Origin of the sequence: Pedosphaera parvula Ellin514 (genome assembly GCF_000172555.1) — a bacterium.
Lineage (GTDB): Bacteria > Verrucomicrobiota > Verrucomicrobiia > Limisphaerales > Pedosphaeraceae > Pedosphaera.
In genome coordinates this window covers 223532-249285 of record NZ_ABOX02000004.1, presented here as the reverse complement: position 1 = coordinate 249285, position 25754 = coordinate 223532, and the positions used below count along the sequence as shown (strand labels likewise).

26 protein-coding genes are annotated in these 25754 nt (G+C 52.9%); 9 read left to right on the top strand and 17 right to left on the bottom strand.

Translation table 11 applies throughout. The features are described 5' to 3' along the window. Window positions 1-133: 133 nt before the first annotated feature. Both CFLAV_RS04925 and CFLAV_RS04920 read left to right on the top strand, forming a co-directional pair. Window positions 134-2647, top strand: a complete 2514-nt coding sequence (locus CFLAV_RS04925) for a sodium-translocating pyrophosphatase (RefSeq protein ID WP_083808753.1) — start codon at window positions 134-136, stop codon at window positions 2645-2647. An 83-nt stretch (window positions 2648-2730) separates the two neighbouring features. Then, on the top strand, window positions 2731-3645 hold the full coding sequence (locus CFLAV_RS04920; protein ID WP_150107273.1) for a cobalamin-binding protein: 915 nt from the start codon (window positions 2731-2733) through the stop codon (window positions 3643-3645). A 30-nt stretch (window positions 3646-3675) separates the two neighbouring features. Here the strand turns inward: CFLAV_RS04920 and CFLAV_RS04915 are convergent, their stop codons facing one another. The 4 genes from CFLAV_RS04915 to prmC all read right to left on the bottom strand — a co-directional run bounded on the left by CFLAV_RS04915 (window position 3676) and on the right by prmC (window position 6858). Beyond that, on the bottom strand, window positions 3676-4209 hold the full coding sequence (locus tag CFLAV_RS04915; protein WP_007413537.1) for a hypothetical protein: 534 nt from the start codon (window positions 4207-4209) through the stop codon (window positions 3676-3678). Between the two features lie 84 nt (window positions 4210-4293). Further along, window positions 4294-4698: a hypothetical protein gene (locus tag CFLAV_RS04910; RefSeq protein ID WP_007413536.1), complete on the bottom strand. Its 405-nt coding sequence runs from the start codon at window positions 4696-4698 to the stop codon at window positions 4294-4296. Then, window positions 4695-5957 carry a UDP-N-acetylglucosamine 1-carboxyvinyltransferase gene (gene murA / locus CFLAV_RS04905; protein WP_007413535.1) on the bottom strand — a complete coding sequence of 421 codons (1263 nt, stop codon included), beginning with the start codon at window positions 5955-5957 and terminating at the stop codon, window positions 4695-4697. The genes CFLAV_RS04910 and murA overlap by 4 nt, the downstream gene beginning before the upstream one ends. Before the next feature lie 37 nt (window positions 5958-5994). Then, a complete protein-coding gene (prmC, locus tag CFLAV_RS04900; protein WP_063816407.1) occupies window positions 5995-6858 on the bottom strand; it encodes a peptide chain release factor N(5)-glutamine methyltransferase in 864 nt (287 codons plus the stop codon). A gap of 111 nt (window positions 6859-6969) precedes the next feature. Between prmC and CFLAV_RS04895 the strand changes: the two genes are divergently transcribed. The 3 genes from CFLAV_RS04895 to CFLAV_RS04885 all read left to right on the top strand — a co-directional run bounded on the left by CFLAV_RS04895 (window position 6970) and on the right by CFLAV_RS04885 (window position 9602). Then, window positions 6970-7596: a LysM peptidoglycan-binding domain-containing protein gene (locus tag CFLAV_RS04895; protein WP_007413533.1), complete on the top strand. Its 627-nt coding sequence runs from the start codon at window positions 6970-6972 to the stop codon at window positions 7594-7596. Window positions 7597-7630: 34 nt separating this feature from the next. Further along, on the top strand, window positions 7631-8011 hold the full coding sequence (locus tag CFLAV_RS04890) for a hypothetical protein (protein ID WP_007413532.1): 381 nt from the start codon (window positions 7631-7633) through the stop codon (window positions 8009-8011). 82 nt (window positions 8012-8093) lie between these two features. Further along, a complete protein-coding gene (locus CFLAV_RS04885; protein ID WP_007413531.1) occupies window positions 8094-9602 on the top strand; it encodes a PQQ-dependent sugar dehydrogenase in 1509 nt (502 codons plus the stop codon). Here the strand turns inward: CFLAV_RS04885 and CFLAV_RS04880 are convergent. The 4 genes from CFLAV_RS04880 to CFLAV_RS04865 form a co-directional block, all read right to left on the bottom strand. After that, entirely contained in the window at window positions 9579-10367 is a 789-nt protein-coding gene (locus tag CFLAV_RS04880; RefSeq protein WP_007413530.1) for an undecaprenyl-diphosphate phosphatase, read from the bottom strand. The genes CFLAV_RS04885 and CFLAV_RS04880 overlap by 24 nt on opposite strands. 129 nt (window positions 10368-10496) lie before the next feature. Further along, window positions 10497-10901, bottom strand: a complete 405-nt coding sequence (locus CFLAV_RS04875; RefSeq protein WP_007413529.1) for a hypothetical protein — start codon at window positions 10899-10901, stop codon at window positions 10497-10499. Window positions 10902-10925: 24 nt separating this feature from the next. Beyond that, a complete protein-coding gene (locus CFLAV_RS04870) occupies window positions 10926-11228 on the bottom strand; it encodes a hypothetical protein (RefSeq protein ID WP_007413528.1) in 303 nt (100 codons plus the stop codon). Beyond that, window positions 11216-12268, bottom strand: a complete 1053-nt coding sequence (locus CFLAV_RS04865; protein WP_160164485.1) for a response regulator — start codon at window positions 12266-12268, stop codon at window positions 11216-11218. Before CFLAV_RS04865 ends, CFLAV_RS04870 begins: the two co-directional genes overlap by 13 nt. 562 nt (window positions 12269-12830) lie before the next feature. Between CFLAV_RS04865 and CFLAV_RS04860 the strand changes: the two genes are divergently transcribed. From CFLAV_RS04860 to CFLAV_RS04850, 3 genes are read left to right on the top strand one after another with little or no spacing between them, the layout of a single operon-like run. After that, complete coding sequence (locus tag CFLAV_RS04860) at window positions 12831-14939, top strand: roadblock/LC7 domain-containing protein (RefSeq protein WP_007413526.1); 2109 nt, start codon at window positions 12831-12833, stop codon at window positions 14937-14939. 5 nt (window positions 14940-14944) lie between these two features. Then, window positions 14945-15571: a GTP-binding protein gene (locus CFLAV_RS04855; protein WP_007413525.1), complete on the top strand. Its 627-nt coding sequence runs from the start codon at window positions 14945-14947 to the stop codon at window positions 15569-15571. Between the two features lie 3 nt (window positions 15572-15574). Then, window positions 15575-16054 (top strand): roadblock/LC7 domain-containing protein, encoded by a 480-nt coding sequence (locus CFLAV_RS04850; protein WP_007413524.1) that lies wholly within the window; start codon window positions 15575-15577, stop codon window positions 16052-16054. Between the two features lie 134 nt (window positions 16055-16188). Here CFLAV_RS04850 and CFLAV_RS04845 read toward each other — a convergent pair whose 3' ends face one another. The 8 genes from CFLAV_RS04845 to CFLAV_RS04810 form a co-directional block, all read right to left on the bottom strand. Continuing rightward, window positions 16189-16662, bottom strand: coding sequence for an SRPBCC family protein (locus CFLAV_RS04845; protein ID WP_040546936.1), 474 nt, complete (start codon window positions 16660-16662; stop codon window positions 16189-16191). A 50-nt stretch (window positions 16663-16712) separates the two neighbouring features. Beyond that, window positions 16713-17483, bottom strand: coding sequence for a DUF4253 domain-containing protein (locus tag CFLAV_RS31845; protein WP_007413521.1), 771 nt, complete (start codon window positions 17481-17483; stop codon window positions 16713-16715). Window positions 17484-17490: 7 nt separating this feature from the next. After that, entirely contained in the window at window positions 17491-18729 is a 1239-nt protein-coding gene (locus CFLAV_RS04835) for an argininosuccinate synthase (RefSeq protein WP_040547043.1), read from the bottom strand. A gap of 178 nt (window positions 18730-18907) precedes the next feature. Further along, window positions 18908-19258: a hypothetical protein gene (locus CFLAV_RS04830; protein ID WP_007413519.1), complete on the bottom strand. Its 351-nt coding sequence runs from the start codon at window positions 19256-19258 to the stop codon at window positions 18908-18910. Between the two features lie 19 nt (window positions 19259-19277). Then, window positions 19278-19631: a hypothetical protein gene (locus CFLAV_RS04825; RefSeq protein ID WP_007413518.1), complete on the bottom strand. Its 354-nt coding sequence runs from the start codon at window positions 19629-19631 to the stop codon at window positions 19278-19280. A 134-nt stretch (window positions 19632-19765) separates the two neighbouring features. Beyond that, window positions 19766-20653: a cation diffusion facilitator family transporter gene (locus CFLAV_RS04820; protein ID WP_040546934.1), complete on the bottom strand. Its 888-nt coding sequence runs from the start codon at window positions 20651-20653 to the stop codon at window positions 19766-19768. A 184-nt stretch (window positions 20654-20837) separates the two neighbouring features. Further along, window positions 20838-21500: a type II secretion system protein gene (locus CFLAV_RS04815; protein ID WP_040546933.1), complete on the bottom strand. Its 663-nt coding sequence runs from the start codon at window positions 21498-21500 to the stop codon at window positions 20838-20840. A gap of 38 nt (window positions 21501-21538) precedes the next feature. After that, on the bottom strand, window positions 21539-22753 hold the full coding sequence (locus tag CFLAV_RS04810; protein WP_007413515.1) for a DUF1015 domain-containing protein: 1215 nt from the start codon (window positions 22751-22753) through the stop codon (window positions 21539-21541). Between the two features lie 165 nt (window positions 22754-22918). Here CFLAV_RS04810 and CFLAV_RS04805 point away from each other — a divergent pair, with 165 nt between their 5' ends. Then, window positions 22919-24058, top strand: coding sequence for a hypothetical protein (locus CFLAV_RS04805; protein WP_083808748.1), 1140 nt, complete (start codon window positions 22919-22921; stop codon window positions 24056-24058). A gap of 348 nt (window positions 24059-24406) precedes the next feature. Here the strand turns inward: CFLAV_RS04805 and CFLAV_RS04800 are convergent, their stop codons facing one another. Continuing rightward, entirely contained in the window at window positions 24407-25597 is a 1191-nt protein-coding gene (locus tag CFLAV_RS04800) for an alkaline phosphatase family protein (protein WP_007413512.1), read from the bottom strand. Between the last annotated feature and the right edge of the window lie 157 nt (window positions 25598-25754).

The window sequence follows — 25754 nt, the reverse complement described above, 5'->3', positions numbered from 1 at the left end:
CCGGCTGAAGAAGCGGCAACGAAGTTTCTGATTCTCCGAATAAAGGTTAATAATGAAATCAACTTACGATGTGAAAACGGTGAAAATTGGCGGACAAACAGAAGAATACAATGGTCACTCCGGATCAACTCTTATGCTAAATAAAAAACTCTGGTTCCAGGTCGTACTGCTGTTAACCCTGCTTGGTAATGCGACTGGTGCCCATGCCAGCGAGGCGGACATTCATGTGCCTGATTTGACACAGGTAAGCTTTGCGGGCCTGGGTGGGGTCAGTGGTTCAACGTTGATGTATTTGGGTATTCTTGTCTGCGCTATCGGCGCAATTTTCGGCCTCGTCCAATATGTGCAAACCAAGGCGCTGCCGGTTCATGAGAGCATGGGCAATGTCTCGAACACCATTTGGGAAACTTGTAAGACTTACCTTTTCACTCAAGGCAGATTTCTGGCCATTCTCTGGGTATTGATTGCGGTCTGTATGGTCTATTATTTTATAGGATTACCTTGGAATGATCCTAATAACCATCTTTCGCATGGTGAACTGATCCGCAATGGTATTGTCATTTTGCTGGCTTCCATCCTGGGTGTGCTTGGTTCCTATGGCGTGGCATGGTTCGGCATCCGCATCAATACTGTGTCCAACTCCCGCACCGCATTTTCCGCGTTGAAAGGCAATCCACTGGCAACGCTCGGTATCCCGCTCCGATCCGGGATGAGTGTCGGTTTGTTGCTCGTGGCGGTGGAACTCTTCTTCATGATTTGCATTTTGATGTTTCTGCCCAGGGAACTTGTTGGCCCGTGCTTCATTGGGTTTGCCGTGGGGGAATCCCTCGGGGCCAGCGTGCTTCGTATCTGTGGCGGTATCTTTACCAAGATCGCGGACATCGGTTCTGACCTGATGAAAATTGTCTTCAAACTTCCTGAAGATGATCCGAAAAATCCCGGTGTCATTGCTGATTGCACAGGTGACAATGCGGGTGACTCTGTCGGGCCGACCGCTGATGGTTTTGAAACCTACGGGGTAACCGGCGTGGCCTTGATCGCGTTTCTTGCGCTTGCCCTGGCCGCCAATCCAAAAATTTGCGCCACGCTGATTATCTGGCTGTTCGCCATGCGCGCGTTGATGATTGTCACCTCACTTGTCTCGTATTTCGTGAATGAAGGCATCAGCAAGGCGATGTTTGCGGGCAAGAAAGATTTCGACTTCGAGGCGCCTCTGACTCATCTCGTCTGGCTCACTTCGGCGGTGTCGATTGGTGTCACCTTCCTCGCGAGCAAGCTGCTGCTGGGTGATTTCACGGATGCGGCCGGTGCCGCCCAGCCCGCGCTCTGGTGGGTATTGTCGGTTATCATCAGTTGCGGCACGGTTGCCGGCGCACTGATCCCGGAATTCACAAAGGTATTCGTCAGCACCAACTCGCGACATGTGCGTGAAGTGACCAACTGCTCCAAGCATGGCGGGGCGTCGCTGAATATTCTATCCGGCTTTGTGGCCGGCAATTTTTCCGCCTTCTGGATGGGCCTGGTCATCATGGTTCTGATGGCGACCTCCTATTATTTCTCTCAAAACTCAGCGCTGCTTTCACTAATGCCTCAGAAATTCCTTTTTGCCGCGCCAATCTTTGCGTTCGGGTTGGTGGCTTTCGGCTTTCTCGGCATGGGTCCGGTGACTATCGCCGTGGATAGCTATGGGCCGGTAACCGACAATGCACAGTCTGTTTATGAGCTGAGTCAGATCGAGGCTCGCAAAGGCATCAAGGAGGACATTCAAGTAAACTTCGGTTTCGACCCGGATTTTGAGAATGCCAAGTATCTGCTCGAGAAGGGCGATGGTGCGGGCAACACCTTTAAAGCCACCGCCAAACCAGTGCTCATTGGCACAGCAGTTGTTGGCGCCACCACGATGGTTTTCGGCATCATCATCCTGCTGGAGAATCTGTTTGGAGGCGCGGTTGCCAAGCTGAGCATCGTCGAACCCAAAGTAATTCTAGGCCTGATCATGGGCGGTTCGGTGGTTTATTGGTTCACGGGTGCTTCCACGCAGGCGGTTGTGACCGGTGCGTATCGTGCCGTGGTCTATATCAAAGATAATATGAAGTTGGACGCCGCCACGGCTTCAGACAAGGACAGCAAGGAGGTCGTTCGCATATGCACCGAGTATGCGCAGAAAGGCATGTGGAACATCTTCATTGTGGTATTTTGCTTTGCTCTGGCCTTGCCATTCTTCAACGCCTATTTCTTCATTGGATATCTGATCGGCATCGCGTTCTTTGGTTTGTTCCAAGCCATCTTTATGGCGAACGCTGGTGGTGCCTGGGACAATGCCAAAAAGATTGTTGAAGTGGACCTGCGGCAGAAGGGGACTGAATTGCACGCCGCCACTGTCGTGGGTGATACCGTCGGTGATCCATTCAAGGATACCTCGTCCGTCGCGTTGAACCCGGTGATTAAATTCACCACCTTGTTCGGTCTTCTGGCGGTGGAAATTGCAGTGACCATGACCAATAACAATGTGAAGTTGGGCATCGGCTGCTTCTTCTTCCTGGTGGCATTGATCTTCGTCTATCGTTCCTTCTATTCCATGAGAATTCCGGATGAGAATACCGGATCGGAAGATCACCTGATATTGCCTCACCCTCCGCATAGATAGATTTATTTTAATCAAAGGCGGAGCAGACAAATTTAAATCTGCTCCGCCTTTTTATTTTTCCAATCTCCCCTATAATGTTGCTGATGAAGAAACGAGTCATCTCACTTCTGCCGGGCGCCACTGAAATTGTCTGTGCACTTGGCGCCGGGGATCAACTGGTGGGACGTTCCCATGAATGTGATTATCCGGAGTCTGTGCGCGCACTGCCTGTTTGCACAACGGCAAGGTTGGATGCGAACGCCTCCAGCAAGGAGATTGATACACAAGTGAAGGATCTGTTGCAGCAGGCCCTTTCCATTTATAGCGTTGATAGAGACCGGTTGATACAGCTCAGGCCGGACGTGATTCTGACGCAGGCCCAGTGTGAAGTTTGTGCAATCAGCCTGCCGGACGTCCAAAAAGCGGTCGCGGAATGGACGGGAGCGCGTCCAGAGATTGTCTCACTCTCACCCAAACGCGTCGCGGATGTATGGGAGAACATCCGGGAGGTTGCCGATGTGTTGCAGATTCAGGATGCGAAGGAAATCTTGCGGGGATTAAAAAACCGGGTGGTAAGCGTCATTGAAAAATCCTGTGTGATGAAGCAACCGCCGGGCGTCGCCTGCATTGAATGGATTGAACCGCTCATGGCTGCGGGCAACTGGGTTCCTGAATTGGTGGAGTTGGCCGGCGGCAAAAATCTTTTCGGCGAGGCCGGGAAACATTCTCCCTGGCTGCAACTGCAGGAGTTGGCGGATGCAAACCCGGACGTAATCGTGGTGCTGCCCTGTGGTTTCAATCTTCAGCGGACACGCGCAGAAATGGCAGTTCTCACGCAAAAGCCAGAATGGTCAAAGCTCCCGGCAGTTCGCAAAAATCAGGTGTTTCTGACGGATGGGAATCAATACTTCAACCGTCCTGGACCCAGGATTGTGGAGTCCCTTGAAATAATGGCCGAAATATTGCATCCCGACCGGTTTAATTTTGGCCATCGGGGAAAAGCCTGGGAAAGACTTTAACTGCGAGGCCGTTTCGAGCCCTACCAGACGTCAGGCTTTAAAAACAATCATGACCCCAAAATCTGTCAGCTCTTTTTGGCTGCCCAGTTCCAAATAACTGTAGTTGATCGGGTGGATGCTCACGATATTCACTTCGCCAATCTTTCCCAGAAAGTCTGTCACCACTTCATCAAAACGATCATGGCCGACTTCCACGCAATCAATGTGGCGGATGCATTTAATGCGCAGTTTGCGGTCGCTCGCCTTGGCGGCGACTTCCAGCGGAACGGCGGATTTGGCAATGAGCTTCTCGCCCGGTTTGGCGGTTACCGGCACGCGCAGGTTCTTTTTAATTTTAGCGGCTGCAGAGGCAGCCACGGTACTGGACATCTGCTCCTGACTGGCCGACAGAGCTTCAGCCGAAATGGCAGGGACGGGGCCGGTGCTCGTCTTGACCTCCGGTGAATCTGGCATCGGAATCCGGATGGTCTCATTGCAATTGGGACATTCAATCTCTTCACCAGCTCCCGAACTATCGACGGCCAACTCCTGCGCGCACTTGGGACAATTAAAAATAAGGTCCATATGGTGTATGGTGACTGGTTTGTGAAAATGAATTTAAATTGGTCTGCGGACTGAAGCCAGCAAAAACATTTTGCGGCAGCCAGCTTATTGGAACGCTTTTTCCAGTTCCTTCACCCGGCCAGAGACTTCAGAGTTCTCGGGAATTCGATTTTTGACTTCGGCATAGACCTTTTTGGCTTCCACGGGATCTTCCCGGGAAATGGCCACGGCATAGTCGAGCTCAATCCAGGCCTTGCGCGGGTCCTGCACCTTGGCGCCATAAATCCTTAACCAGCTGCGAATGCCCGCAGCACCGCCTTTTTGTGCGGCCTGATAAGTTGGCTGAAGGCCGGTTGGCATGCCTGCCAACTGTTCCGGAACTATCTTGTGCGCTGCCGCGTCCTTTTCTGCGACGTCGCGGTCATGACTGACCTTGTCCCAGTATTCCCAGACTTGGTAGCCGCCGAACAGGACGGCGATGACAATAAGTGCTGCGATTGCTAATTTCATGTTTCCTCCACACGTTCAATCCGGGCGCCAAGCTTGCGCAGCTTGACGTCAATGTTTTCATAACCACGATCCAGATGGTACACACGGTTCACTTGTGTGCTTCCGCGTGCCGCCAAGCCGGCGATAACCAGTGCCGCCGAGGCGCGCAAATCGCTGGCCATGACCGGAGCGCCGCTCAATGGCTTGCCGCCTTTGACGATGGCGCTCGGTCCTTCAATTTCAATATCGGCCCCCAGGCGCGCCAGTTCGCTGACATGCATGAAGCGCGATTCAAAAATGCGTTCGGTAATAATGCTGATTCCCGGAGTGAGGGCCATCAGGACCATCATTTGAGCCTGGGCATCCGTGGGAAAACCAGAATAGGGCAGGGTGGTGATATCCACCGGCTTCAATCGATTGCCACGTTTAACGGTAATGGCAGCACCGCGACGCTCCACCTTTACGCCAGCATCACGCATCTTATCAAGGATGGCGGTCATGTGGTCAGCGCGGGCGCCGTGAATGGTGACTTCGCCATCGGTGGCCGCTGCGGCGAGGGCAAATGTGGCCGCTTCGATGCGGTCCGGGATGACATCATGTTCCGCGCCGTGCAAGGCTTTGACACCAGTAATGGTAATTGAGGGGCTGCCGGCGCCAATGATTTTGGCGCCCATGGCGTTTAAGAAGTTGGCGAGGTCCACCACTTCAGGCTCGCAAGCCGCGCTTTCAATGATGGTAACGCCGTCCGCCAGGGCGGCTGCCATCATGACATTGGCCGTGCCCAAAACCGTGGACCCGGAGCGTCCCCCGAGAAACATTTCCGTGCCGACTAATTTTTTTGCCTGAGCGTGGATGTAACCGCCTTCGACGGTGATTTTGGCTCCGAGCGCTTGAAATCCTTTCAAGTGAAGATTGATCGGACGCGCACCAATGATGCAACCGCCGGGCAACGAAACCGTGGCTTTCCTGAGCCGGCCCAGCAATGGCCCCATGATGCAGATCGAACCGCGCATCTTGCGAATCAGGTCGTAATCACCGACACCCTTGATTTTTGCCGCGCGGACGGTGAGCGTATCGCCCTTGAGGCTGACTTCAGCGCCAAGCGAGGTCAGGATCTGGCACATGAACTTGACGTCACTCAGGTCGGGAACGCGGCGAATGACGCAAGGTTCCGCAGTGAGCAGGGTGGCTGCCATGATGGGCAGCACGGCGTTTTTGGCTCCGCTGACGGTGACATCACCGTGCAATGGCACTCCACCTTTGATCAACAAGCTATCCATGAAGTTTTTTTGTAATTATTCCGAATCTTGAGCCAGGCTAACCAGTCTGGCGCGCAATCAAGATTCTCAAGCGCCCACTGTAATCAGCTTTTACGCCTTCTACAACCCACTTTTCATCCTCAAACAACTTTTGAATCGCCTCCGCCTGACCTTCTCCGAATTCGAGCATGATCTTCCCATTTGGAAGTAGTCGAGGGGCGGCCTCCTTCGCCAGTCGCCGATAAAAATCCAGGCCATCCCTTCCGCCGTCCAAAGCCAGGCGCGGATCATGGTCGCGCACCTCTGGTTGGAGCGTGGCAATTTCATCACTGGCGATATAAGGCGGGTTGCTAATAATCAGGTTAAACTGCAAGCCTGGGGGAACCGCGGCAAAACCATCGCCCAGATGAAATTGAATTCTGGAACCCATCTGGTGGGTGGCGGCGTTCTTCTGAGCCGTAGCCAGGGCATCCGGCGAGATGTCCAGGGCATGGAGCTGGGCGGTCGGAGATTTGGCGGCCACGGTGACCGCCAGGCAACCACTGCCCGTCCCATAATCCAAGGCAACCGGCGGGGTGGGGGAGGACGGGAGCGAGTTAAGGAATTGCCAGCCCAGTTCCGCCAATAGCTCCGTTTCCGGACGAGGGATCAGGACCTTCGGGTTTACTTCAAACTCCAGGCCGCAGAAGCAGGTGGAGCCCAAAATATGCTGCAATGGTTCGCGTCCGCCACGACGGCGGACCATTTCCCGCACTTCATCCAGTTCCTTGGAGCCAAGCGGTTTTTCAAAGTTGAGATACAGCGCCATGCGTTTCATTTTGAGCACGTGGGCCAACATCAATTCGACCTGCAGGCGCGGCGAATCCACCTCCTTTTTGGTCAGGAATTCCGTGCTGCGCTGAATGACTTCTAAAACGGTCATCGGCATAAAATAGGTGCAAAGCGCAAAGTTCAAAGTCGAAAGTTGCTTATTTTAAAGAGAGATTCACTTTTGAATCTTGAACTCTGGGGCGCAGGCTTCTATTTTCGCATCATGAAAAGAATTTCCTGGTTGGCCATCATTTGCATGCTGTGCGCAACTGCGACGATGCGCGCTCAGACTCCTGCGACCTCGCCGGAAGTTGAAGAGGATTTGAAACGGTTGAAGGCGGTGGTTGACGACCTTCACGATGCGCAGGACGCACAAACCAAAACCATCTCCGCCCTGCGGAAGGAACTCTCAGACCTCCGCGAACAGGTTTCCAAGCCCACAGGCAACTATGCCTCGCAGGAAGATTTAAAGCGCCTTGCCGATGCCGTGGAGGAAATCAATAAAAAGCGTGAGGCGGATAAGGAGCTCATTCTCAAAAAGATTTCCGACCTTGGCAAAACCTTGACCGCTACCCCGCTCCCGCCGACTCATATTAAGGAGAAGCCTCAGAAAACGCCACCGCCGGAATCCACTGATACGGCCACCTCCAGTGGCGGCCATGGTGATGAAACGGGTTACGAATATGTTGTTAAGTCCGGGGATACATTTTCCCTCATTGCTCAAGCCTACCGTGAGAAGGGGGTGAAAGTGAGCCCCGACCAGATCGCCAAGGCGAATCCCAAAGTAAATCCCGGCAAGCTGCGGGTCGGTCAGAAGCTCTGGATTCCTGAACCAAAAGCCAGCAAGTAAGCCTCGCTTGTCCAGGTGAGCTGATGGGAATGATATGAGAACATTGCGTCGCGTCCATACCTATCTGGGTGTCTTTTTTGCGCCGCTGCTGCTATTTTTCGTCCTCACCGGTTGGTATCAGACTGTAAATCACGACCGGCTTAAATCGCCAGCTGAAGCAGAAACGCTTCTGCAGAAACTTCGGACCGTTCACGTGGACCAGATTTATCCCAGCGAACACGAGGTTAAACGTCCTTCCTCGCGAACGTCCTTTCAGGTTTTGGTAGTCACCATGGCTATTGCTTTAGTCGTCACAGTGCTTTTGGGCATTGTGCTTGCCTTCCGTTCCATCCGCAATCCCTGGCCGGTTTGTGCGGCACTCGTTTTGGGCCTGCTGGTGCCGGTGCTCCTGCTCTGGCTGGGACATCCTCATTGAACCGTTTTGCATTCGGTTCTATACTCCTGGCGATCAATCACCAGGATGAATTTTAATTGCAACCAATCAGTCTGATAAACAGATGAAAAACCCCGTTCTTAAGCTATTAAGCCTCACTTTCTGCACCAGCGCATTCCTGGCCAGTTCGCAGGCCGGTGATGCACCACTTCCTTCCGGTCCACAATCGGACGGGGCATTTAAAAAGGTGATTCTCGATGCGGATAAGGATGTCGAAGGCAACGGCAAAATCATCGACTCAGTGAAAGATCCGATGGAACTGGCGGTCGCGGGTGATGGCCGGGTGTTCTATGCCCAACGCGATGGGACAGTTAAAATGTACCAACCCGAAACTAAGGCAACCATTGTTATCGGAAAACTCGAAGTGGAGGATTATATCAAACTCCACTTGGAAGACGGATTGCTTGGTGTGACTTTGGATCCCAATTTTTTGAAGAATAACTGGATTTATCTCTACTACTCTCCACCCGAAACCAAGACCGACAAGAATGGAGAGAAGGCAGGCGAAAATATCCTGTCGCGGTTTACTTTAAAGGATAACAAGCTGGATATGGCGTCGGAGAAGGTGATGCTGCGGGTCGCCACCCAGCGTGAGCAATGCTGTCATTCGGGTGGTTCGCTGGCATTCGATTCCAAGGGAAATCTCTATCTCTCCACCGGCGACAATACTAATCCCTTTGCTTCCGATGGCTTCTCTCCGAGCGACGAGCGTCCAGGACGCAGCCCTTGGGATGCGCAAAAATCAGCGGCCAATGCCAATGATTTGCGAGGCAAGGTGCTGCGTATAACCCCTCAGCCAGATGGCTCAGTGAAGATTCCCAAAGGTAATCTTTTCAAGCCCGGCACCATGGGCACTCGTCCGGAAATTTTCGCGATGGGCTGCCGCAATCCTTTCCGCATCTCCATTGATCAAAAGACCGGCTTTCTCTATTGGGGTGATGTGGGTCCGGATGCTCAAACCTTCAAGGAAGGTCGTGGACCGGCTGGAATGGATGAATTTAACCAGGCCCGTTCTGCCGGATTCTTTGGCTGGCCTTACTTCCTCGGCGAAAATAAAGCCTACTGGAAGCATGATTTTGAAAAGCAGACTTCGGGAGAACGGTTCGATGTTGCCAAACCGGTTAACAACTCACCCAATAATACCGGGATCAAGGAATTACCCCCGGCTCAACCGGCTTTCATCTCCTATACCTACGGGCCTTCAGCCAAATTTCCTGCTTTAGGCAGTGGCGGACGGACGGCGATGGCCGGGCCGGTTTATTATTATGACCCGAAGTTAAAGTCGGAACATAAATTGCCGCGCGAATTTGATCATACGCTCTTCCTGTACGAGTGGTCGCGCAACTGGATCTTGGCGGTTCACCTCGATGAAAAGGATAACATAGCCAAAATGGAACAATTCTGTCCGCACATGACATTCAAACGTCCCATGGACATGGAATTGGGGCCTGATGGCTGCCTCTATCTGATAGAATATGGGACTGCCTGGGAAAACAATCTGGACTCCCAGATCGTCCGGATCGAATACACAGGCGAACCGAAGGAGCCCTTAGCGCAGAAAAAGCAGGACTAGAATTCCCACTGCGATTCGGTACCAGCCGAAAGCGTTGAAAGTGTGCGTTTGCACGTAGCGCAGGAGCCATTTGACGGCAATAAATGAGACAATTGCCGAGACAATGGTTCCCAAGGCGACCATGCTCCAATTTTCGTGTGGGGCATTGACGCCGTGATGGAAGCAGGCCTTAAAAATCTTCAGTCCACCAGCCGCGAGCATGGTCGGAATACCCACGAGGAAGGTAAACTCGGTTGCCGCAGGGCGGCTGAGACCTAAAAGCAATGCGAGAATGATCGTGGTTCCGGAGCGGGAAGAACCGGGGAATACGGCGGCGATCAATTGGCCAATGCCTACTGCAAAGGCCACCGACCAGGTGACTTCGTTGCTTAATTTTTTACCACGAATCAGAAATTCAACCAAAAGAAAGAGCACGCCGCCGATGAGCAGGGCCAGGCCAATGGGGAATGCTTTCTCGGGTAGTTTGAATCCTTTTTTTTCAAGGATGAACCCTCCGGCACCGGTGATAACAAAGGCGACAATGATCTTTAGGAGGTAATCTCGTGTCTTTGGCTCCGTCCAGCGCGTGAAAAACTGGGTGATTCGGCCCCAGAAAATGGGAATGACGGCGATTACTGCGCCAGACTGGATGACGATATTGAAAAGGTCGGATTGTTTGGGCAGCCAATGTTCGGCGATGAGGAGATGGCCGGTGGAGGATACCGGTAGGAATTCCGTGATTCCTTCGATGATCCCAAGAATGAGTATGCTAATCCAATCAGGCATGCGTTGGTTAGAAGGGAAAATGCCGCGCCTGACAAGCAGGAAATGCGGGTTTTCCGCATTCCTGAGATACTGTGGAGAGCAGGGTTGTCTCCCAACCCTGTATCTGAGACTGAACTCGGAGGATTATATCTACTTCTTTTTCTCGAACATGGAACCAAAGATCGTTTTGGATTCCAAATGTTGTCGCTGAACCTTTAACTGGCCAAGCACAGAGTGCCAGCCGATGTACAGCTTGTGCCACTGGCTTTCGAGATTGCGCAAGGCGGAATCATTCATTTCACCAAGGAAGCGCAGGGAAGGGGCATTGCCGATGAGGCCCAGGACCTCGTCCTTCGCGGGAGTGCCGGCTTCGATGGAGGCCAGGATCGATTCCAATTGCTGTACGATCACGGTCTTGGTTTCCAGAAACTGGCCTTCGTCCTCGCTGCCGAACTTTTTGGTCCGGGCAAGATTTACGAAATAATTAAACTGTTTCCAGCACTCGGTATAGGTCTCCAACTGCTGAATGAGTTGGTCCATTTTCTTTTCTTGCATAAGCGTTGCGGTTGGAGGTTAAGGTTAATTTCGCTTGCTGGATAAAACTTGTGGGGCTAAAAACACTATGGCGCCGCCACGCAACTCACGAGCGGTAATTTTTAAGCTATTGTAACGCAGGATAATCTGGGAGAGGGGCAGTCTCGCCGCCTGTGCGTTTTGAAAGGTGGATAGGACAACACTTGCAATTTCACTCACCAATTCCTCTGGAAAGGCCTGGCCGAGGGTTGAGATGAGAAGACGCCCTTCCCGATCCACCGTGAAGCTGCCCGAGGGCAGGGGGGTGAGCTTGGCAGCCGGTTTGGCGAAAAGGTTTAAGAGACCCATAAGGCAAGCAGGGTTTTCATCGATTCACGGATTTGTGGCAGTGATTGGTTCTGTTGCCAGCCAACGCAGATGTCTGCATCGTCGTTGGATGCGAGTGTGACGTGCCGTTGCGGCCCGAGTCCTTCAACCTGTTGTAACTGGCCCGCGCCAAGCAATTCACCAAGTCCGCGAGACTGTTTGATCGCCTGCTTTGACCATTTGGCAACTTGATCCGGATTTTCCAGTCCCCGCGACTCAATGCCTTTTTCGTTCTTCGTGTTCAATGACAAAATGAATTCCACTCCTGGAATTTTTGCGAGCGTGGAAAGAATGGAAACACTTTTGACATTAGGTTTGGAAGAATCCTGGGCTTCATCTTGAGCCTGAACTGTTTCAAGCAACAAGGCATGGTAGGAGTTGGTGATTACTCTCGGGTGGTTGGGTTCGGCCGACAGGACCTCGAAGTTTCCCGATTTCCAGGAAAGAACTTTGTGGAACGCCGCTTCCCCTTCCAAGCCGTCCACGGTCGCATCAAAAATTTCGCCATTATTGATCCAAATTTTGCCACAGAGAGAGCCGTTCTTGATTTTGAGCACGGTCGAACTTTGAGATATGCATTCCAACTGGATGATATCGACCAGGCTCTTGCTCTGAACACCGCGGAAGCCGGTTTGCGTATCCCGACCGAGGAGAGATTCCAGACATTCCAGAAATTGTTTGATCTCCTCGCTCGAACCAGGCTTCTGCCAAAACAAATCAACGCCCAGGCTGTAAACGCGGGAGCGAAATTGTTCATCCATCACCGAGGTGAGGACGACCGTTCGGAGGTCCGGATATTTGCGACGCACAATGGAGAGCACTTGCAAGCCATCCATCTTCGGCATGTTTAAATCGCAGATTAATAGTGTGAAGGGCTCGGCATCCATCATGGTCATCGCGCGCGCACCTGTGGACGAGGTGAAGATTTCCGGCTGGCTTGGTAATTCGGAGAGCATCTCCTTATACAAATCCAGCAAATCCTGGTCATCATCCACGAGCAGGATTTTTGGTTGCGTAGACATAATGTTGTTCAGATCTTTAGGGACCGATGATGCCGGTTTTGTTAACTGGTTGTCCGCATCTGTCATGACACTTAAGCAAGTAGCATTCCGCGTTCCGAAAAAAGTGAATCTTTTTCATTTTTCATTTTGAAAGCATTATCTGCTGGTTTTGTCCAGAAGTGAGGTGGGTTGGATGCTGCTCTCATTTCCATCCATTATAGACACCCAGTCCAGCCATGGGACACCTTCGTTGGCGAGGCATGGTTAAAGTTGGGGGGGTGCCAGCCCAACTTCTTCAAAGCCTGCCTTCCAGATAAGGGATAACGATGGGGAGTGTATTGGTGGCACGCTTCTTGCCTGTTCAATTATCACGAACGAATGGGCAGAGGATCAAGTAAACAAATGTCGCACAGTAACCATGGCAGCAGCGACCGGAACGAAGGGTTTGAGCCCTTGCGCGCAAGTCGCGAACGAAACAGAAACTGGCGGATGATAATGAATAGCGTGGATCCCAGTCGTCGTAATGCCGGGTTACCGATGTCGATGAAATGTGACAGCAGTGTCAAAAATATAACCAGGTCAAATGTTCAATACCCTTAAGAAACTTTTCGGCAAGCGTGTTGAAGAAGCCAGTGTGGCGACTGCGGATTATCGCCCGGCTTCGTCTGCACCCAAGCCTGCCTCCCGTGCTCCAGGTGCCAGAGCGGCCAGTGCGCGTCCCGAGGCTCATGCCCGGCCGACGCCAACAGTGGATGCCTCCCGGCCGACGCCACCCCCGGTCGCCGGTTCACGCTTCGCTGTTTCACTTCGGGCGGTAATTGCCAAATTGCCTCCGGAGCTTGCAGGCCGTGTGCGACAAAATGACGTCGGCGAAGCCGAGCTTTTCGTGCCGGTGCAAAAGGTACATACTCAATTGGCCACCGGAGCCGTAAGAATTTCGTTTGGCGAATTACGCCAGACTTCACCTCCTGGAACGTTTTCTCCTGAAAATGACCGGGACCGCACGATGGTGGACCTTCCGCTTGCCGAAATCCTGTCGCGGGTCAATCCCGGGTTGATCGCACGGCGTCCCTCGCAGAAGGTTATCGAAGTTCCCCCTGAAGTCACCGGGCCTTTCAGCGGTCAAACCCGTGTCACAATTTCCAAAACTCCTTCGCTCAAACAGAACGAGTCTGCGAAGCCGGCAGCTGTGCCGCAGGATGCTTCGCACAAACGGAATGGCTTTTCCACTTCGCCTGAATCCACTCAGGCTCCCCGGCCGGCAGCGCCTGCTGCTCCGATCGCTCCAGCTGTTCCTATCCCCGCAATGCGTGCAGCGCCGGTGACACCAATCTCTCCGCTCGCGCCCACACCTCCAGCGGTCCGGGTAACCCCTGCGGTGCCCGTTCGTCCTATCGGTGCTCCGCCGCTCGCTACTGAGCCCGCTGGCGAACAGCCGATTTTCCGCCGCACCACTCCAGCACCGACCCAGTCCGTGCAGCCCGCCCAACCGGTTCAACCTGCGCGCCCGATATTTTCACCCATTGTGCCAACGGCACCGCCCGCGGCAGGCGCCGTTCCTTCCGGGGACCCGGACGCCATACCGATTTCTGCCGCTTTACGGGATCTGGCACCTTCCCGGCCCGCTGTGGCGCAGCCTCAACCCGCTCCGGTTACACCAATTGAGCAACCGGCGCCCATTCGGTTTAATCCGATCGGAGTGGCGACCCCGGCTGCACCGCAACTTGCGCCAAGCACACCCATAACCTTTACGTCAACAGCCCCGGCTCCAACGCTCGCTGCGCCCGTGGTTCCTGCGATAACCGAAGAAACCAAATGTATTGCTGCACCATTGAAGGACTTGTCACAAGGGTGGCCTGATCCGGTGAAACGTGAGATAGATTTGATGAACAAGCCGGGAGCGCTGGTCGGCCTGCCATATGTAACCGTGGAAGCAGCCATGAAAGCAGGCAAACTGGCTTTCTCCTGGGCAGTCGTTCGATCCTGGATTCGGCCACCGGTGGCAAATGGAGTTTCAGAGCATGACGCGGTTCTCCTCGAATTGCCTTTGAAAATTGTGACTCCGCTGTTCCTCGCGGAACTCAGAACACCAAGGGCGGCCAAAAAGATCTCAATTTCGGAAGAAATTCCGGATCTGTTTGCCAATGGATCAAAGCCTCAGGCCCTCACGCCGACCAGCACTCCACCCGCTCAGAGCACAGTTCCGGCAATGGTGGATGTCACGCAGGAATCAAAGTCGATGGAAACGAATTACTTCCAGAAAGAAGGTTCAGACAACCCGAACGATCCCGCACTGCAGATCAAGAAAGGCGCCAAGATCGGCACCAGTTTCCTGCAACGCTATGCCACGCCAAACGATATCGTGGGCAAGGCTGCCTCCCTGCCGGGAATTGGTGGCGCGCTGATCGCGCTTCCAGACGGATTACTGGTCGCCAGCAAAGTTTCCGCCGATGTCAACGCAGATACAATGGCTGGATTCCTCCCGGCAATTTTCACCAAGGTAAGCCAGACTACGAAGGAACTTCGCATGGGCGATCTGAATAACTTGAATTTCACAGTTGGAAATATTCCGTGGAAGATTTTCCGGGTCGGCGCCATTTATTTCGCGGCGTTCGGCGTAGCCGGACAACCGATGCCCACGGCACAACTGGCAGGGCTCGCAGCAGAACTGGATCGTAAACCCAAGCAATAAAACTTATGGCCATAATAAACCAGGCAACAAAAGAACTGCAGGTCAAGATCGTATATTACGGTCCGGCCATGGGCGGTAAAACAACCAATCTGGTCCAGGTGCACGACCATGTGCAAACTGCGGCTGGAAACAAGGGCAAGCTTGTTTCACTCGCAACCAGTTCGGATCGAACCCTGTTCTTCGACTTCCTGCCCATCGAGGCGATGTCGATCAAAGGTTTTAAAACCAAGTTTCAACTCTACACCGTCCCGGGGCAGGTGATTTATAATACCACCAGGCAATTGGTGTTGCGCGGAGTCGACGGCATTGTGTTCGTCGCGGATTCGCAATACGAGAAAATGGCGGAGAACGTGGAGAGTTTTCAGAACCTGGAAGAGAATCTCAAGTCATTGAAGTTGAATCTCACGGACATTCCATATGTGCTGCAATATAACAAGCAGGATTTGCCAAACGTGGCGCCAGTGGAATACATGGAATATTTGCTGAACAATCGCGAAGTTCAGGTCCCGTCCTTTACTTCAGTGGCTCACAAGTGCGAGGGAGTATTTGAATCCCTGAATATGATCACCCGGATGCTGCTTAACAAGTTTATCAGTCAGCAGCAGAATGTCGGAGTACATCAACCCGCTTAAGGAATGCCAACGCTGCCCCAACTCATCGAAGAAGATGTCCAGCAACTGGATCGGATTTTACAGGAGTTGCTGGTTAGTAGTGAAGCCACTTCGGCCCTCATCATTGATAAGGGCGGCTTCCTCATCACCTATCGCGGTGAAGGCGAACAGTTCGACCTGACCACGATAGCGGCCCTGGCTTCAGGTGCCTACCTGGCGAATCAAACCATCGCCAACCTGGTGCATGAAAATAACTTTGACAGTGTGTACCAGCAGGGTGAAAAGTTTAGCATGCTGGTAATGAACGTGGATGAACATGTCCTCCTGACCACCATTTTCCGGGCGGCGGTTGGTGTCGGCGCGGTGAAGTATTACGCGATGAGCTCCAGCATGCGCATTGCGCAACAATTGGTGCGCGCCCAGGAACGGACCCCTGGAGGCGGACTGGATCTCTCGGTGCTCAACATCGCTGATCCGAGCCAGTTTTTTCGGAAGCAAGCTTAAGCTGCCCAGCCTGCAACAAGATTGTCAACGACGCCCCTCGGAAGAGGGGCGTTCGCTTTTACGGGAGGCATGCTTGGGGGCGGTCTCGGCGAGCTTGTTCCTGGACAAAGGTTGAAACTTTCATGGGCGTAGATTTAAAGCAGGTAGGTTCTCCACTTCTCCGATTCGGCAACTTCTTTAATGACTTCGTTTCGCTTCTCAAGAAGGCGACGCATGTATCTTTCCAACACGAGGTGGTTGACCACGAGGCCCAAGATTCCGAAAGGGCTTTCGAAATCGAAGACATCCTTCATGGTGGTTATGGCGCCATCGGTTTCGAAGTAGTGATCGTGGTCGAAATGTCGGAAGGCGCCGCGGACGAGGGAATCGCGAAAGTGATGTGGACGGTTGTATTGAGAGATGCGACTTGTCAGTTCCTGCCAGATGCCAAAATGTCTAGCGCGCCAGGTCACTTCTTCTCCCAAAGAAATCAGACCTGAGGTCACTCCGGCGACGGCGCGTTCCCCGGTGTGGGCGGTTGAGGCGATGTGGAGATCAATGCTGCGGGACAAATCGAAGATTCTTTCGATGGGAGCGTGGATTTGGAGGGATGTTTGGATGACGGGCACGCGACAATTCTTTCAATTACTTACTGCCGAAATGCCTGAGCCAATAAGAATCAATCCCACCAAAAATACCAATACTTTGAATTGAGCAGAGTTGCTGCGAGATTGGAAATAGAACCGCAGCCCTGATCGACAATATCGGAACAATATAGGTGTTGCTCTTTTGCCAAATCTATTGCGGATTCTTTGGTGTTGGGAGGCTTTGCAACCACGAACTCAATGACATCGCGGGTGATTGATACAATTTCTGCTCCGTAGCGCTCGTGCCAGCGTTTCGCCATGGCGACGTGCTCGGCCGGCTCTGGACATGCGTTCCAGTTACCCATACCGATGTAGGCGGGAACTTCCCAATTCCGAGATGCGGGAACTTTTGCAATGTAAACAGTGCTCTTTGGCTTTTTTGAAAGGACTTCCAAATGAGCGCTGATGCTGCCCGCATCGGGAACCTGGTACGGCCAATCCCCAACTTCGGCGCCATAGCATTCGGGATCCGACTCCAAACGCTCCTTTAGCCACTCTTCGGTGTCGATATCAGCGGCGACCGACAAAATTTCTGTCACAGACAAGGTGGAAAATTCTCGATTCTCCGCCAGCGACTCAACGTCTTTGGAGTCACCGAGGATAATTGCGTTGAAACCTTCGCTACGCCCCTCATCGCGAGTTTTCTCCCATAGCTGAAGCGCGTGCTTTCCGGGGCAGGGTGCTATTTCGAAATCTCCCGCACTAACAAAAGAGAGGCTGGCGATTTGTTCGCCAGCCTCTGAAGATGGTTTGCCAACCTCTCGAGATTGAGGTGTCTTACGGAATCTATCGAAGAAACCCATGCAGCGATTATTTCTTTTTCTTCTTCGCGGCGTTGTGGACCTGGGAGGCGACGCGGAGGCGGAGGCCGTTCAGGCGGATGAAGCCGGTGGCGTCGTCCTGGTTGTAGGCCTTGGTCGGGTCGGCTTCCATGGTCGCGATGTGCGGGTTGTAGAGGCTGACTGGAGATTTGCGGCCGGCGGTCATGATGTTGCCTTTGTAGAGCTTCACGCGAATCGTGCCGGTGACGTCCTTCTGGCTCTCCGTGACGAGGGCTTGCAAGGCGAGGCGTTCCGGGGCGAACCAGAAACCGTAGTAAACGAGTTCGGCGTACTTCGGAATCAGGGAATCGCGGATGTGCATGACTTCGCGATCCATGGTGATGCTTTCCATCTGGCGATGAGCGAAGTGAAGAATCGCGCCGCCGGGAGTTTCATAGACACCGCGGGACTTCATGCCGACGAAACGGTTTTCGACGAGGTCAACGCGTCCGACGCCGTGTTTGCCGCCAAGCTTGTTCAGCGCCTTCATGACGCCAAGCGGGTTGAGCTTCTGGCCATTCACGGCGACGCAGTCACCTTTCACGAAATCAAGCGTGACGTATTCCGGCTTGTTCGGAGCATCTTCAGGCGAAACGCTGAGCTTGAACATCGCCTTGTTTTCCGGGGCGAAGGCATCCAGCCAGGGATCTTCGAGAATGCCGGCTTCGAAGGAGATGTGGAGGAGATTGCGGTCCATCGAGTAGGGCTTCTTGGCGCTGGCTTCGACGGGGATTTTCTTGTCGGCGCAATATTGAATCATTTCCGCACGGCCGGGGAATTGGCTGCGGAACGAAGCATCGCGCCAGGGAGCGATGACTTCGAGGTCGGGTGCGAGGGCGGCGGCGGTCAGTTCGAAACGGACCTGGTCGTTGCCTTTGCCGGTGGCACCGTGGGCGATGAACTGCGCCTTTTCCTTGCGGGCAATTTCCACCATGCGCTTGGCGATGAGCGGGCGGGCGATGCTGGTGCCGAGGAAGTATTGATTTTCGTAAATGGCGCCTGCCTGCATCATGGGGAAGATGAAGTCGCGCGCGAATTCTTCCTGGAGATTGTCGATGTAAAGCTTGGAAGCGCCGGTCTTCATGGCCTTTTTATCGAGGCCCTTCAGTTCCTCTTCCTGGCCGATGTCGGCGCAGAAGGCGATCATTTCGGCGTTATACTTTTCCTTAATCCACGAGAGCAGCACGGAGGTATCCAGGCCGCCCGAATAAGCTAAAACAATTTTCATGCGGAGGAGATTAACGGCTAAGGACGACAAAACGCCAAGCGGAAAATGAGAGGAAGAAAAGACCAGGAAAAAGATTTTTGCCCGCAGAACATGCAGAATGACGTAGAAAAGTGGAAGGACGAAACAGAAGGTCGTGAAAATTAAAAGGCAGCGAAGGTGTTCAGGGTTCGAAGGCTTCTTACTCCTCAAAAATGCTTTCACCGCAATGGCCACAGCTTCCGGTGGCGATGGCTATTTGAACGCCGACCCCTGAAACCGGCTTGTTACATGCTGGGCAGTTCATGCCAAACTTTTTCTGCTGGGCTTTGGTAAATCGAATCGTCAGCACGCCCGCTCCAATAACGAAAATAATGAGACCGAAAATAACCATACCGCCCAGCCAGGCGTATTCCTTGTGGTCATCAACAAGGGTTCCTGCAAACAATAAGCCAAAAAAAACGGAAAGTGACCCTATGAGCAATATCATCACGGGTTTCTTCCCTTCGCGAATCATGGCTTGTTGTTGGGAGATGAATTCCTTTTTGTTCATATGCTCTTGAGAAAAGCTTTTACTTATTGAATATGCTTTTATCGCAATGTCCACAGTTGCCTGAAGCAATTGCTAGTTGAACGTTGATGCCAGTCAGCGGCTTTTTGCATTCGGGACAACAATGTAGTCCAAATCTCTTGTTTCGGCGTTTTCCAAGCATTGTTGCCAGCCAAAGAAGCGCCGGGAATAGAGCCAGCATGATAGCCGCGAGCACCAGATTCATCCAGGCGTATTCTTCGTGGCGTTCGACAAAATTGAACGCAGCTAAGCAGGCAAAAAATGGAATGATGAACAGGGAAAGGCTTAGTACCATGTCCCTTGTTACCGCACGGGCTCTGGCCTGATTCCTGGAGGTGAACTCCTGCTTGGTCATAATGCTTCTTAGATTCTCAGAATGCCCAATTAGACTCCATCAGTAATGACTGTCAAGTTTGGCGGTAGAGCGTGAGTGTGGAACGGAATATGAAAGCTCGATGGCAAATGCCGGGAAGCAGCGGAACGGGAGAGTCAGCGTTTCTGAGGGCTGGGTTCGATGTGGATGAGGACGTCGCGGACGGCGGGGATGGCGGCGCGGATCTGGTCTTTGACGTCGTGGGCGATGGCATGGCCGCGTTGCACGGTCATGAGGGGATCGACCTGCACATGCATGTCGGCGTAGTAACGATGACCGACTTTGCGGACCATGCATTTTTCGATGCATTGCACACCCGGCACGTCGGCCGCGGTCCGCCGAATTTTATCGATGACGTCCTGGCCGGGCGAACGGTCCATCAGTTCGCTCAAGGCGGGGCGCAGCAAGTGCCAGCCGTTCCAGGCGATGATGCCGGCAGCGACAATGGCGGCGATATCGTCGGCGGTTTCATAACCTTTGCCGCCGATCAGGGAGATGGTGATGCCGATGGCGGCGCAGAGGGAGGTGATGGCATCGCTGCGATGATGCCAGGCATCGGTACGCACGGCGGAACTATCGACGGATTTGGCTTCCTTGGAAACGAAGCGGTAGAGGGCTTCCTTGATGATGATTACGAAGATCAATACCGCGAGGGTGAAGGCTTTAGGAGTGTGGCGTTCACCGGAAAAAAATTCGTGGGCGGAATTGAAGGCGATGCCGGCAGCGGCGAGCAACAGCATGGTGGAGACAATGGCCGAGGCGATGGGTTCGGCTTTACCGTGACCGTAGGGATGGTCTTCATCGGCAGGTTCCTCGGCAACCACCATTGCGCGCCAGACAACGATGGAGCTGAAAACATCGGCGAGGGATTCGATGGCATCGGCGATCAACGCGTGGGAATGGCCGATGATTCCGGCAAACAATTTCCCGGCAGCGAGCAGGGTATTGAGAACCATGCCGAGCCAGGTTGCGCGGAGACTGCGATTGAGGCGTTCAGATGCCACGGGGAAATGTAAGCATGAATGTGAATGAAAACAAAAGCTTAGAAGTTCATGGGAGGTTCTTTGTCAGTGGTCCGTTGTCCGTGGAAAAAATGTTGTGTCGCTTAACAATGTTTTGGACTCCTAAACTTTTGCGTCCGGCCAAGTGAGTCACTCAGAAAACTTTGCGAATCCGGTTGCGACAAGGTTATGGGACGCGGATGGGATCGAGAACTTTTGACCAGGGCGGGGTGAGGGTGGTGCCGATGATGATGTTTGGTCTGACCGATTCGACGTGTCCGTCTGTGAAGGCGGCGATTATTTTGCCTTCAGGATGGTTTAGTAATTTGCTCTCCATTGCTTGCCTGTTAGTCCAAGCGAACCGGTCAGCGAGAATAGGGATGGTGGCGGATTCAGTAGAAATACCGTCGTAATATGCATAGTCGTTGCCATTGGAAACAAAGAATGCCCGGCTTATTTGCGGGACGAATTTCTTCTGGTAGAAGTGTCTCTGCTTTTCTCGTTGCCGGGCCACTTCTGGGCAGACAAAAAGGTTGCTTTGTCGAATATAATTCAGGGAATAGAGAAGAAACATTGCGTCTGGCCCATTGTTTCCCGACTGTTGATCCAGATCTGGAAACTTGTTTTTGTGATCCTTTGAATATAGCTCCAGCGCTTCATTCACTTGCTTCAAATTGTTCATGCATAAAAGCCCCGTGGTAGGGCGGCTATGAACATAAAATGGAAAAATGAGTGCAACTATAATAAGCGCAACACCAATAATGACCATAAGCACTTCAACCAGGGTCATGCCGTGCTGCTGCTTCCTTGAACTCATATTGAAAAAATAGCTGGTGCCGAGAATCAGCACCAGCTTAAACCGGAGACGAATTTGTGCAAAATGACCTGTTAAATCATGTGCGAGAACATGGCGTCGCGGAGCTTGGGTTCAAACCAGGTGCTCTTAGGAGGCATGATGCCGCCGGCGTCGGCGATGGTCATGAGGTCTTCGATGCTCGTGGGGAACATCGAGAAAGCGCAGGCGTATTCGCCGGCGTTGACGAGTTTCTCCAATTCTCCTGTGCCGCGAATGCCGCCGACGAAATTGATCTTTTTGCTCGTGCGCGGGTCATCGATGCCGAAGAGAGGGGCGAGCACGTATTTTTGCAGCAAGGTCACATCGAGTTTTTCGATGGGGTCGGTGGTGGCTGCGAATTGCGGACGGAAATGTAGCGTGTACCACTGGCCATTCAGGAAGAGGCCGAGCTCGTGTTTGCGAGTCGGTTGAGCGTTGCCATTTGATTTGATGGTGAACACAGCGTCAAGCTTCTCGAGCAGTTGGGCAGGGGAGAGACCGTTGAGATCCTTCAACACGCGGTTGTAGGGAAGAATCTGCATTTGGTTATGCGGGAAAATGACGCTCAGGAAATAACCGCTGTGACCGGCACCTTTGCGGCTTTGATAGACGCGACCGGCGGCGGCGCTGCGATGGTGTCCATCGGCGATGTAAAGGAACGGAATGCGGGCGAACTCGTTCTCGATGAGTTGAATGGTTTGCGGATCATTGATAACCCAGGCGGTGTGGCGCACGCCGTCCTTGGCGGTGAAATCGATGTCCGGCTTTTCGGCGGTTTTCTTTTTAGTCAGGTCATCGATGACGGCGTTGGCTCGGTAAGTGAGGAAGACCGGGCCGGTTTGGGAATTGAGCGTTTCAATGTGGCGGACGCGGTCGTCTTCCTTGTCGGGTCGGGTGAACTCGTGCTTCTTGATGATGTTATTGAGATAATCCTCACAGCTCGCGGCGGCAACGAGGCCGATCTGGCCGTGCTTGCCCATGATCTGGCGATAGAGATAGAAGGCCGGTTGGGCATCTTGTTTGAGAGCGCCGTCCTTGATGAGCTTTTGAAAATTCTCCTTACCCTTTGCGTAAACTTCGGGAGCGTAGATATCGATGGAGGGCGGGAGGTCGATTTCCGGTTTGGAGACGTGGAGGAAACTGAGGGGATTGCCAGCCGCCATGTCGCGGGCTTCCGCGGAAGACATGACATCGTAGGGCAATTCGCAAATTTGGGCGGCGAGATCGGGCCGTGGTCGCAACGCAGCAAAAGGTTTTAATTTAGCCATAAAGCGTGGAGAACATAAAAGGAGAGAGAAAGAAAGGCACGTCAATTTTATGAGGTCTTATCTACAGCGAGTTGACTCATAATTAATGACACCGGAGAGAGGTTGGGAAGCCGGACTGAAGGAATACGTTGCCTCACGGGAAAATGACACCGACAAACTTGGAGAATGAAGATGCCAAAGAGCAGTTGTCGGACGGAAGAGTTGGAACGTTTGCGGAGGCGGTATGCCGGTCGAGGGCGGGAAGGAAAAACGCGGATGCTCGATGAGTTTTGTGAACATCATGGCTATGATCGCAAGCATGCGATCAAGTTGTTGGGGGATCAATTGCCCAAGCCCAAGGGCGGAGTGCGCCCCGGGGCCGAACCGGTCTATGAGCCGGTGCGTGAGGTGGTCGAGCGGATCTGGAAAGCCAGTGAACAGCTTTGTGGCAAGCGGCTGGAACCGGCGCTGGCCCTGTGGTTGCCGCATTATGGCAAGCACTACGGCAGTCTTTTGCCAGCACAGAAGAAGCTCTTGGGAAAGGTCAGTGCCGCGACCCTGGACCGGCTGCTGGCGCCGCTCAAAGCGGAAGTCCCTCGCCGGTTATGTGGCACCCGGCCCGGCACGCTGTTGCGGACCCAGATTCCCATTCAGGGGGAAGTGTGGGATGAGCAACGTCCGGGATTTTTGGAGGCGGACAGCGTGGCGCATTGCGGTTCCAGCCTGGCGGGTGATTTCATTTGGAGCCTGACCTACACGTGTTTGGGGAGTGGGTGGACGGAAGGTCGGGCCGTGTGGAACAAGGGTGCCCAAGGGGTGTTGGAGCAAACCCGGGACGTGGAAAAAAACCTGCCATTTCCTTTGCTGGGGATGGATTTTGACAATGGGAGCGAATGGCTGAACTGGCATCTGGTGCGTTACCTGCAGGAGCGCGTGGTGCCCGTAAAACTCACCCGCTCACGCCCTTATCATAAAGATGACAATGCGCATGTGGAGCAGAAGAACTGGATGTGGCCGCGGCAGGTTCTGGGCTATGCCCGGTTGGAATCTCCGGCAGCGGTGCCCTTGATCAACCAGCTTTACAAGGAAACCTGGGGGCCATTGCAGAACTTTTTTCTGCCCTCAGCCAAGCTGGTGGCCAAGCATCGGGAAGGCAGCCGCTGGGTTCGCCGTCACGACCGTCCGCAGACGGCCTACCAGCGGCTGGTGAGCAGCGGACAACTGGGTAGGAAACAGGCGCAACGGTTGCGCGACTGGTATTACGCCGTCGATCCCTTTGAACTGGCCAGGCAAACGGATAAACAACTCAGACCGATCTTAAAATGAGGACGGGATGGAAGAATGAGAAATTTTTTTGCCCCTGCTGCTGCAGCAGCAGGGGCAAAAGGACCCTCCTGACGGAGGGAAAAACAATAAACACGTCGGTGTCATTTAATGTGAGGCAACGAATACCCAAATCCGGTCCAATCCCCGGTGTCATTTATCCTTGAGGCAACAGGACAGGGAATGGAAAGCAAAACTTGGCCCCGTTTACCATGAAAGGTTTAGTTAAATCTCCATTCTATTGCAAACTGATCTGGTTGAAAGTGAACTTGTTCGCCACTGTCGCGTATTTGTTGACAGGTGAAAAAGAAAGGAATTGCTGGTCTGGCCTACTACCTTAATGGTGTCACTTCAAGCGTAAGTTGCAGGCGCTTGATCGGCCGCATTACGTTCCTTGGCCAATTCCGCGTCGCGGGTCATCAATTTGAAAACGTCAGGAATTGCTACAATCTCTTCCGGAATCTCGGTTTGGTTTGTCAACAGGGAGGCGTAGGTGTGTTTGTCTTTTGGATGATAGCCGTGCATTCCGCGGATGGGACGTTCGCCCATATGGCTGGGGACAATGAGCACGCCTTCCTTCACCAGAAAAATGAGTTCGCCAAAATATCGATCTTCGAAAAGCGTTCGCATCTCCTTCAGCTCCAAATCAGGTATGATGCGGCCTTGTGGCACTTTCTGAAGGGCTTCAGTAACTACCTTGCGCGCACGATCGTTGAAGAACCAGAAACGCGCCATGGTGGAATCATAGACGACGGCATAGTCCTGTTCCATTTTGATATCCAAAGCTTCAATCTTTGCCTTGAGGTCGAGCAATTCGTCGCAATTGGCCATGCCATGATCGCTGAACACATACAAACGGACTTCGGAATAGTGCTTTTGCGCGGCGGCCATCATTCGGTCAATCCACTGTTCGTAAAGTCGCAGTTTGGCTGGAATTTCGGGCGATTGATTTCCCACCATGTGCAGGAGGCCATCCAGCCCCGCCCAGTAAAGAAATGCAAAATCGATGGACTCGCTTTCAATGTCCTTGATCACGGCCTCCAGGTTTTCGATCTCGGGTTTTTCGGGGGCACTGACGTGATAATTGATTTTGCGTTCTCCGAGAAAATCAAAAATATTCGGACCGCGATTCATCCCGCCTGGCTTCAATGGGCTTTTCTTTTCTGTAAAGTCAAACAGCGTGATGAATTTAAAAGGAATATTGTAAAGGTCAAAGTAGCCGCGGAATTTGAGATGGACCTTCACGAATTTGGTTAGCCAGCGTCGAAAAATGCGACGGCTGGTAATGGCTGTTGGCAACCAGCGAAACGGTCTTAATGATTTGAAAGGGGAGTTCTTTGGATCATAAACGAAATAGCACCAGTTCCGATGCTCCACCGGCCAACGACCAGAAAGAATGGACGGAACGCAGGTCGAGCTATAACCAAAAACAGAATCGAGCTTTTTGCGATTCGGGGCGAAGTTCTTTCCGAAAGGATCGTTTTTGATAATTTCCCATCCGCAGGCGTCAATAAAAACAAAGAGGGGAAGAACGGGCTTCATTTATTATTTCCAGGTTTAGTAATGTCGCAGGTAAATGATGTCTGGTCAGGTTATTACGATTTGATAACCCTCCCATAAAAGATAATGTTGCATCAACCGCTGCATGTAATAGGAATTATCTACTACTGGTAGCCTTTTTGCCATGGGGACTTCTGAT

Coding starts and splice junctions, on each gene's coding strand:
- CFLAV_RS04895 (WP_007413533.1), top strand. CDS start 6,970: ATGAAAAGAATTTCCTGGTTGGCCATCATTTGCATGCTGTGCGCAACT.
- CFLAV_RS04875 (WP_007413529.1), bottom strand. CDS start 10,901: ATGCAAGAAAAGAAAATGGACCAACTCATTCAGCAGTTGGAGACCTAT.
- CFLAV_RS04800 (WP_007413512.1), bottom strand. CDS start 25,597: ATGAAGCCCGTTCTTCCCCTCTTTGTTTTTATTGACGCCTGCGGATGG.
- CFLAV_RS04850 (WP_007413524.1), top strand. CDS start 15,575: ATGCCAACGCTGCCCCAACTCATCGAAGAAGATGTCCAGCAACTGGAT.
- CFLAV_RS04920 (WP_150107273.1), top strand. CDS start 2,731: ATGAAGAAACGAGTCATCTCACTTCTGCCGGGCGCCACTGAAATTGTC.
- CFLAV_RS04925 (WP_083808753.1), top strand. CDS start 134: ATGCTAAATAAAAAACTCTGGTTCCAGGTCGTACTGCTGTTAACCCTG.
- CFLAV_RS04915 (WP_007413537.1), bottom strand. CDS start 4,209: ATGGACCTTATTTTTAATTGTCCCAAGTGCGCGCAGGAGTTGGCCGTC.
- CFLAV_RS04805 (WP_083808748.1), top strand. CDS start 22,919: ATGAAGATGCCAAAGAGCAGTTGTCGGACGGAAGAGTTGGAACGTTTG.
- CFLAV_RS04835 (WP_040547043.1), bottom strand. CDS start 18,729: ATGAAAATTGTTTTAGCTTATTCGGGCGGCCTGGATACCTCCGTGCTG.
- murA (WP_007413535.1), bottom strand. CDS start 5,957: ATGGATAGCTTGTTGATCAAAGGTGGAGTGCCATTGCACGGTGATGTC.
- CFLAV_RS04890 (WP_007413532.1), top strand. CDS start 7,631: ATGAGAACATTGCGTCGCGTCCATACCTATCTGGGTGTCTTTTTTGCG.
- CFLAV_RS04860 (WP_007413526.1), top strand. CDS start 12,831: ATGTTCAATACCCTTAAGAAACTTTTCGGCAAGCGTGTTGAAGAAGCC.
- CFLAV_RS04870 (WP_007413528.1), bottom strand. CDS start 11,228: ATGGGTCTCTTAAACCTTTTCGCCAAACCGGCTGCCAAGCTCACCCCC.
- CFLAV_RS04825 (WP_007413518.1), bottom strand. CDS start 19,631: ATGACCAAGCAGGAGTTCACCTCCAGGAATCAGGCCAGAGCCCGTGCG.
- CFLAV_RS04810 (WP_007413515.1), bottom strand. CDS start 22,753: ATGGCTAAATTAAAACCTTTTGCTGCGTTGCGACCACGGCCCGATCTC.
- CFLAV_RS04885 (WP_007413531.1), top strand. CDS start 8,094: ATGAAAAACCCCGTTCTTAAGCTATTAAGCCTCACTTTCTGCACCAGC.
- CFLAV_RS04880 (WP_007413530.1), bottom strand. CDS start 10,367: ATGCCTGATTGGATTAGCATACTCATTCTTGGGATCATCGAAGGAATC.
- CFLAV_RS04865 (WP_160164485.1), bottom strand. CDS start 12,268: ATGTCTACGCAACCAAAAATCCTGCTCGTGGATGATGACCAGGATTTG.
- CFLAV_RS04855 (WP_007413525.1), top strand. CDS start 14,945: ATGGCCATAATAAACCAGGCAACAAAAGAACTGCAGGTCAAGATCGTA.
- prmC (WP_063816407.1), bottom strand. CDS start 6,858: ATGACCGTTTTAGAAGTCATTCAGCGCAGCACGGAATTCCTGACCAAA.
- CFLAV_RS04910 (WP_007413536.1), bottom strand. CDS start 4,698: ATGAAATTAGCAATCGCAGCACTTATTGTCATCGCCGTCCTGTTCGGC.
- CFLAV_RS31845 (WP_007413521.1), bottom strand. CDS start 17,483: ATGGGTTTCTTCGATAGATTCCGTAAGACACCTCAATCTCGAGAGGTT.
- CFLAV_RS04830 (WP_007413519.1), bottom strand. CDS start 19,258: ATGAACAAAAAGGAATTCATCTCCCAACAACAAGCCATGATTCGCGAA.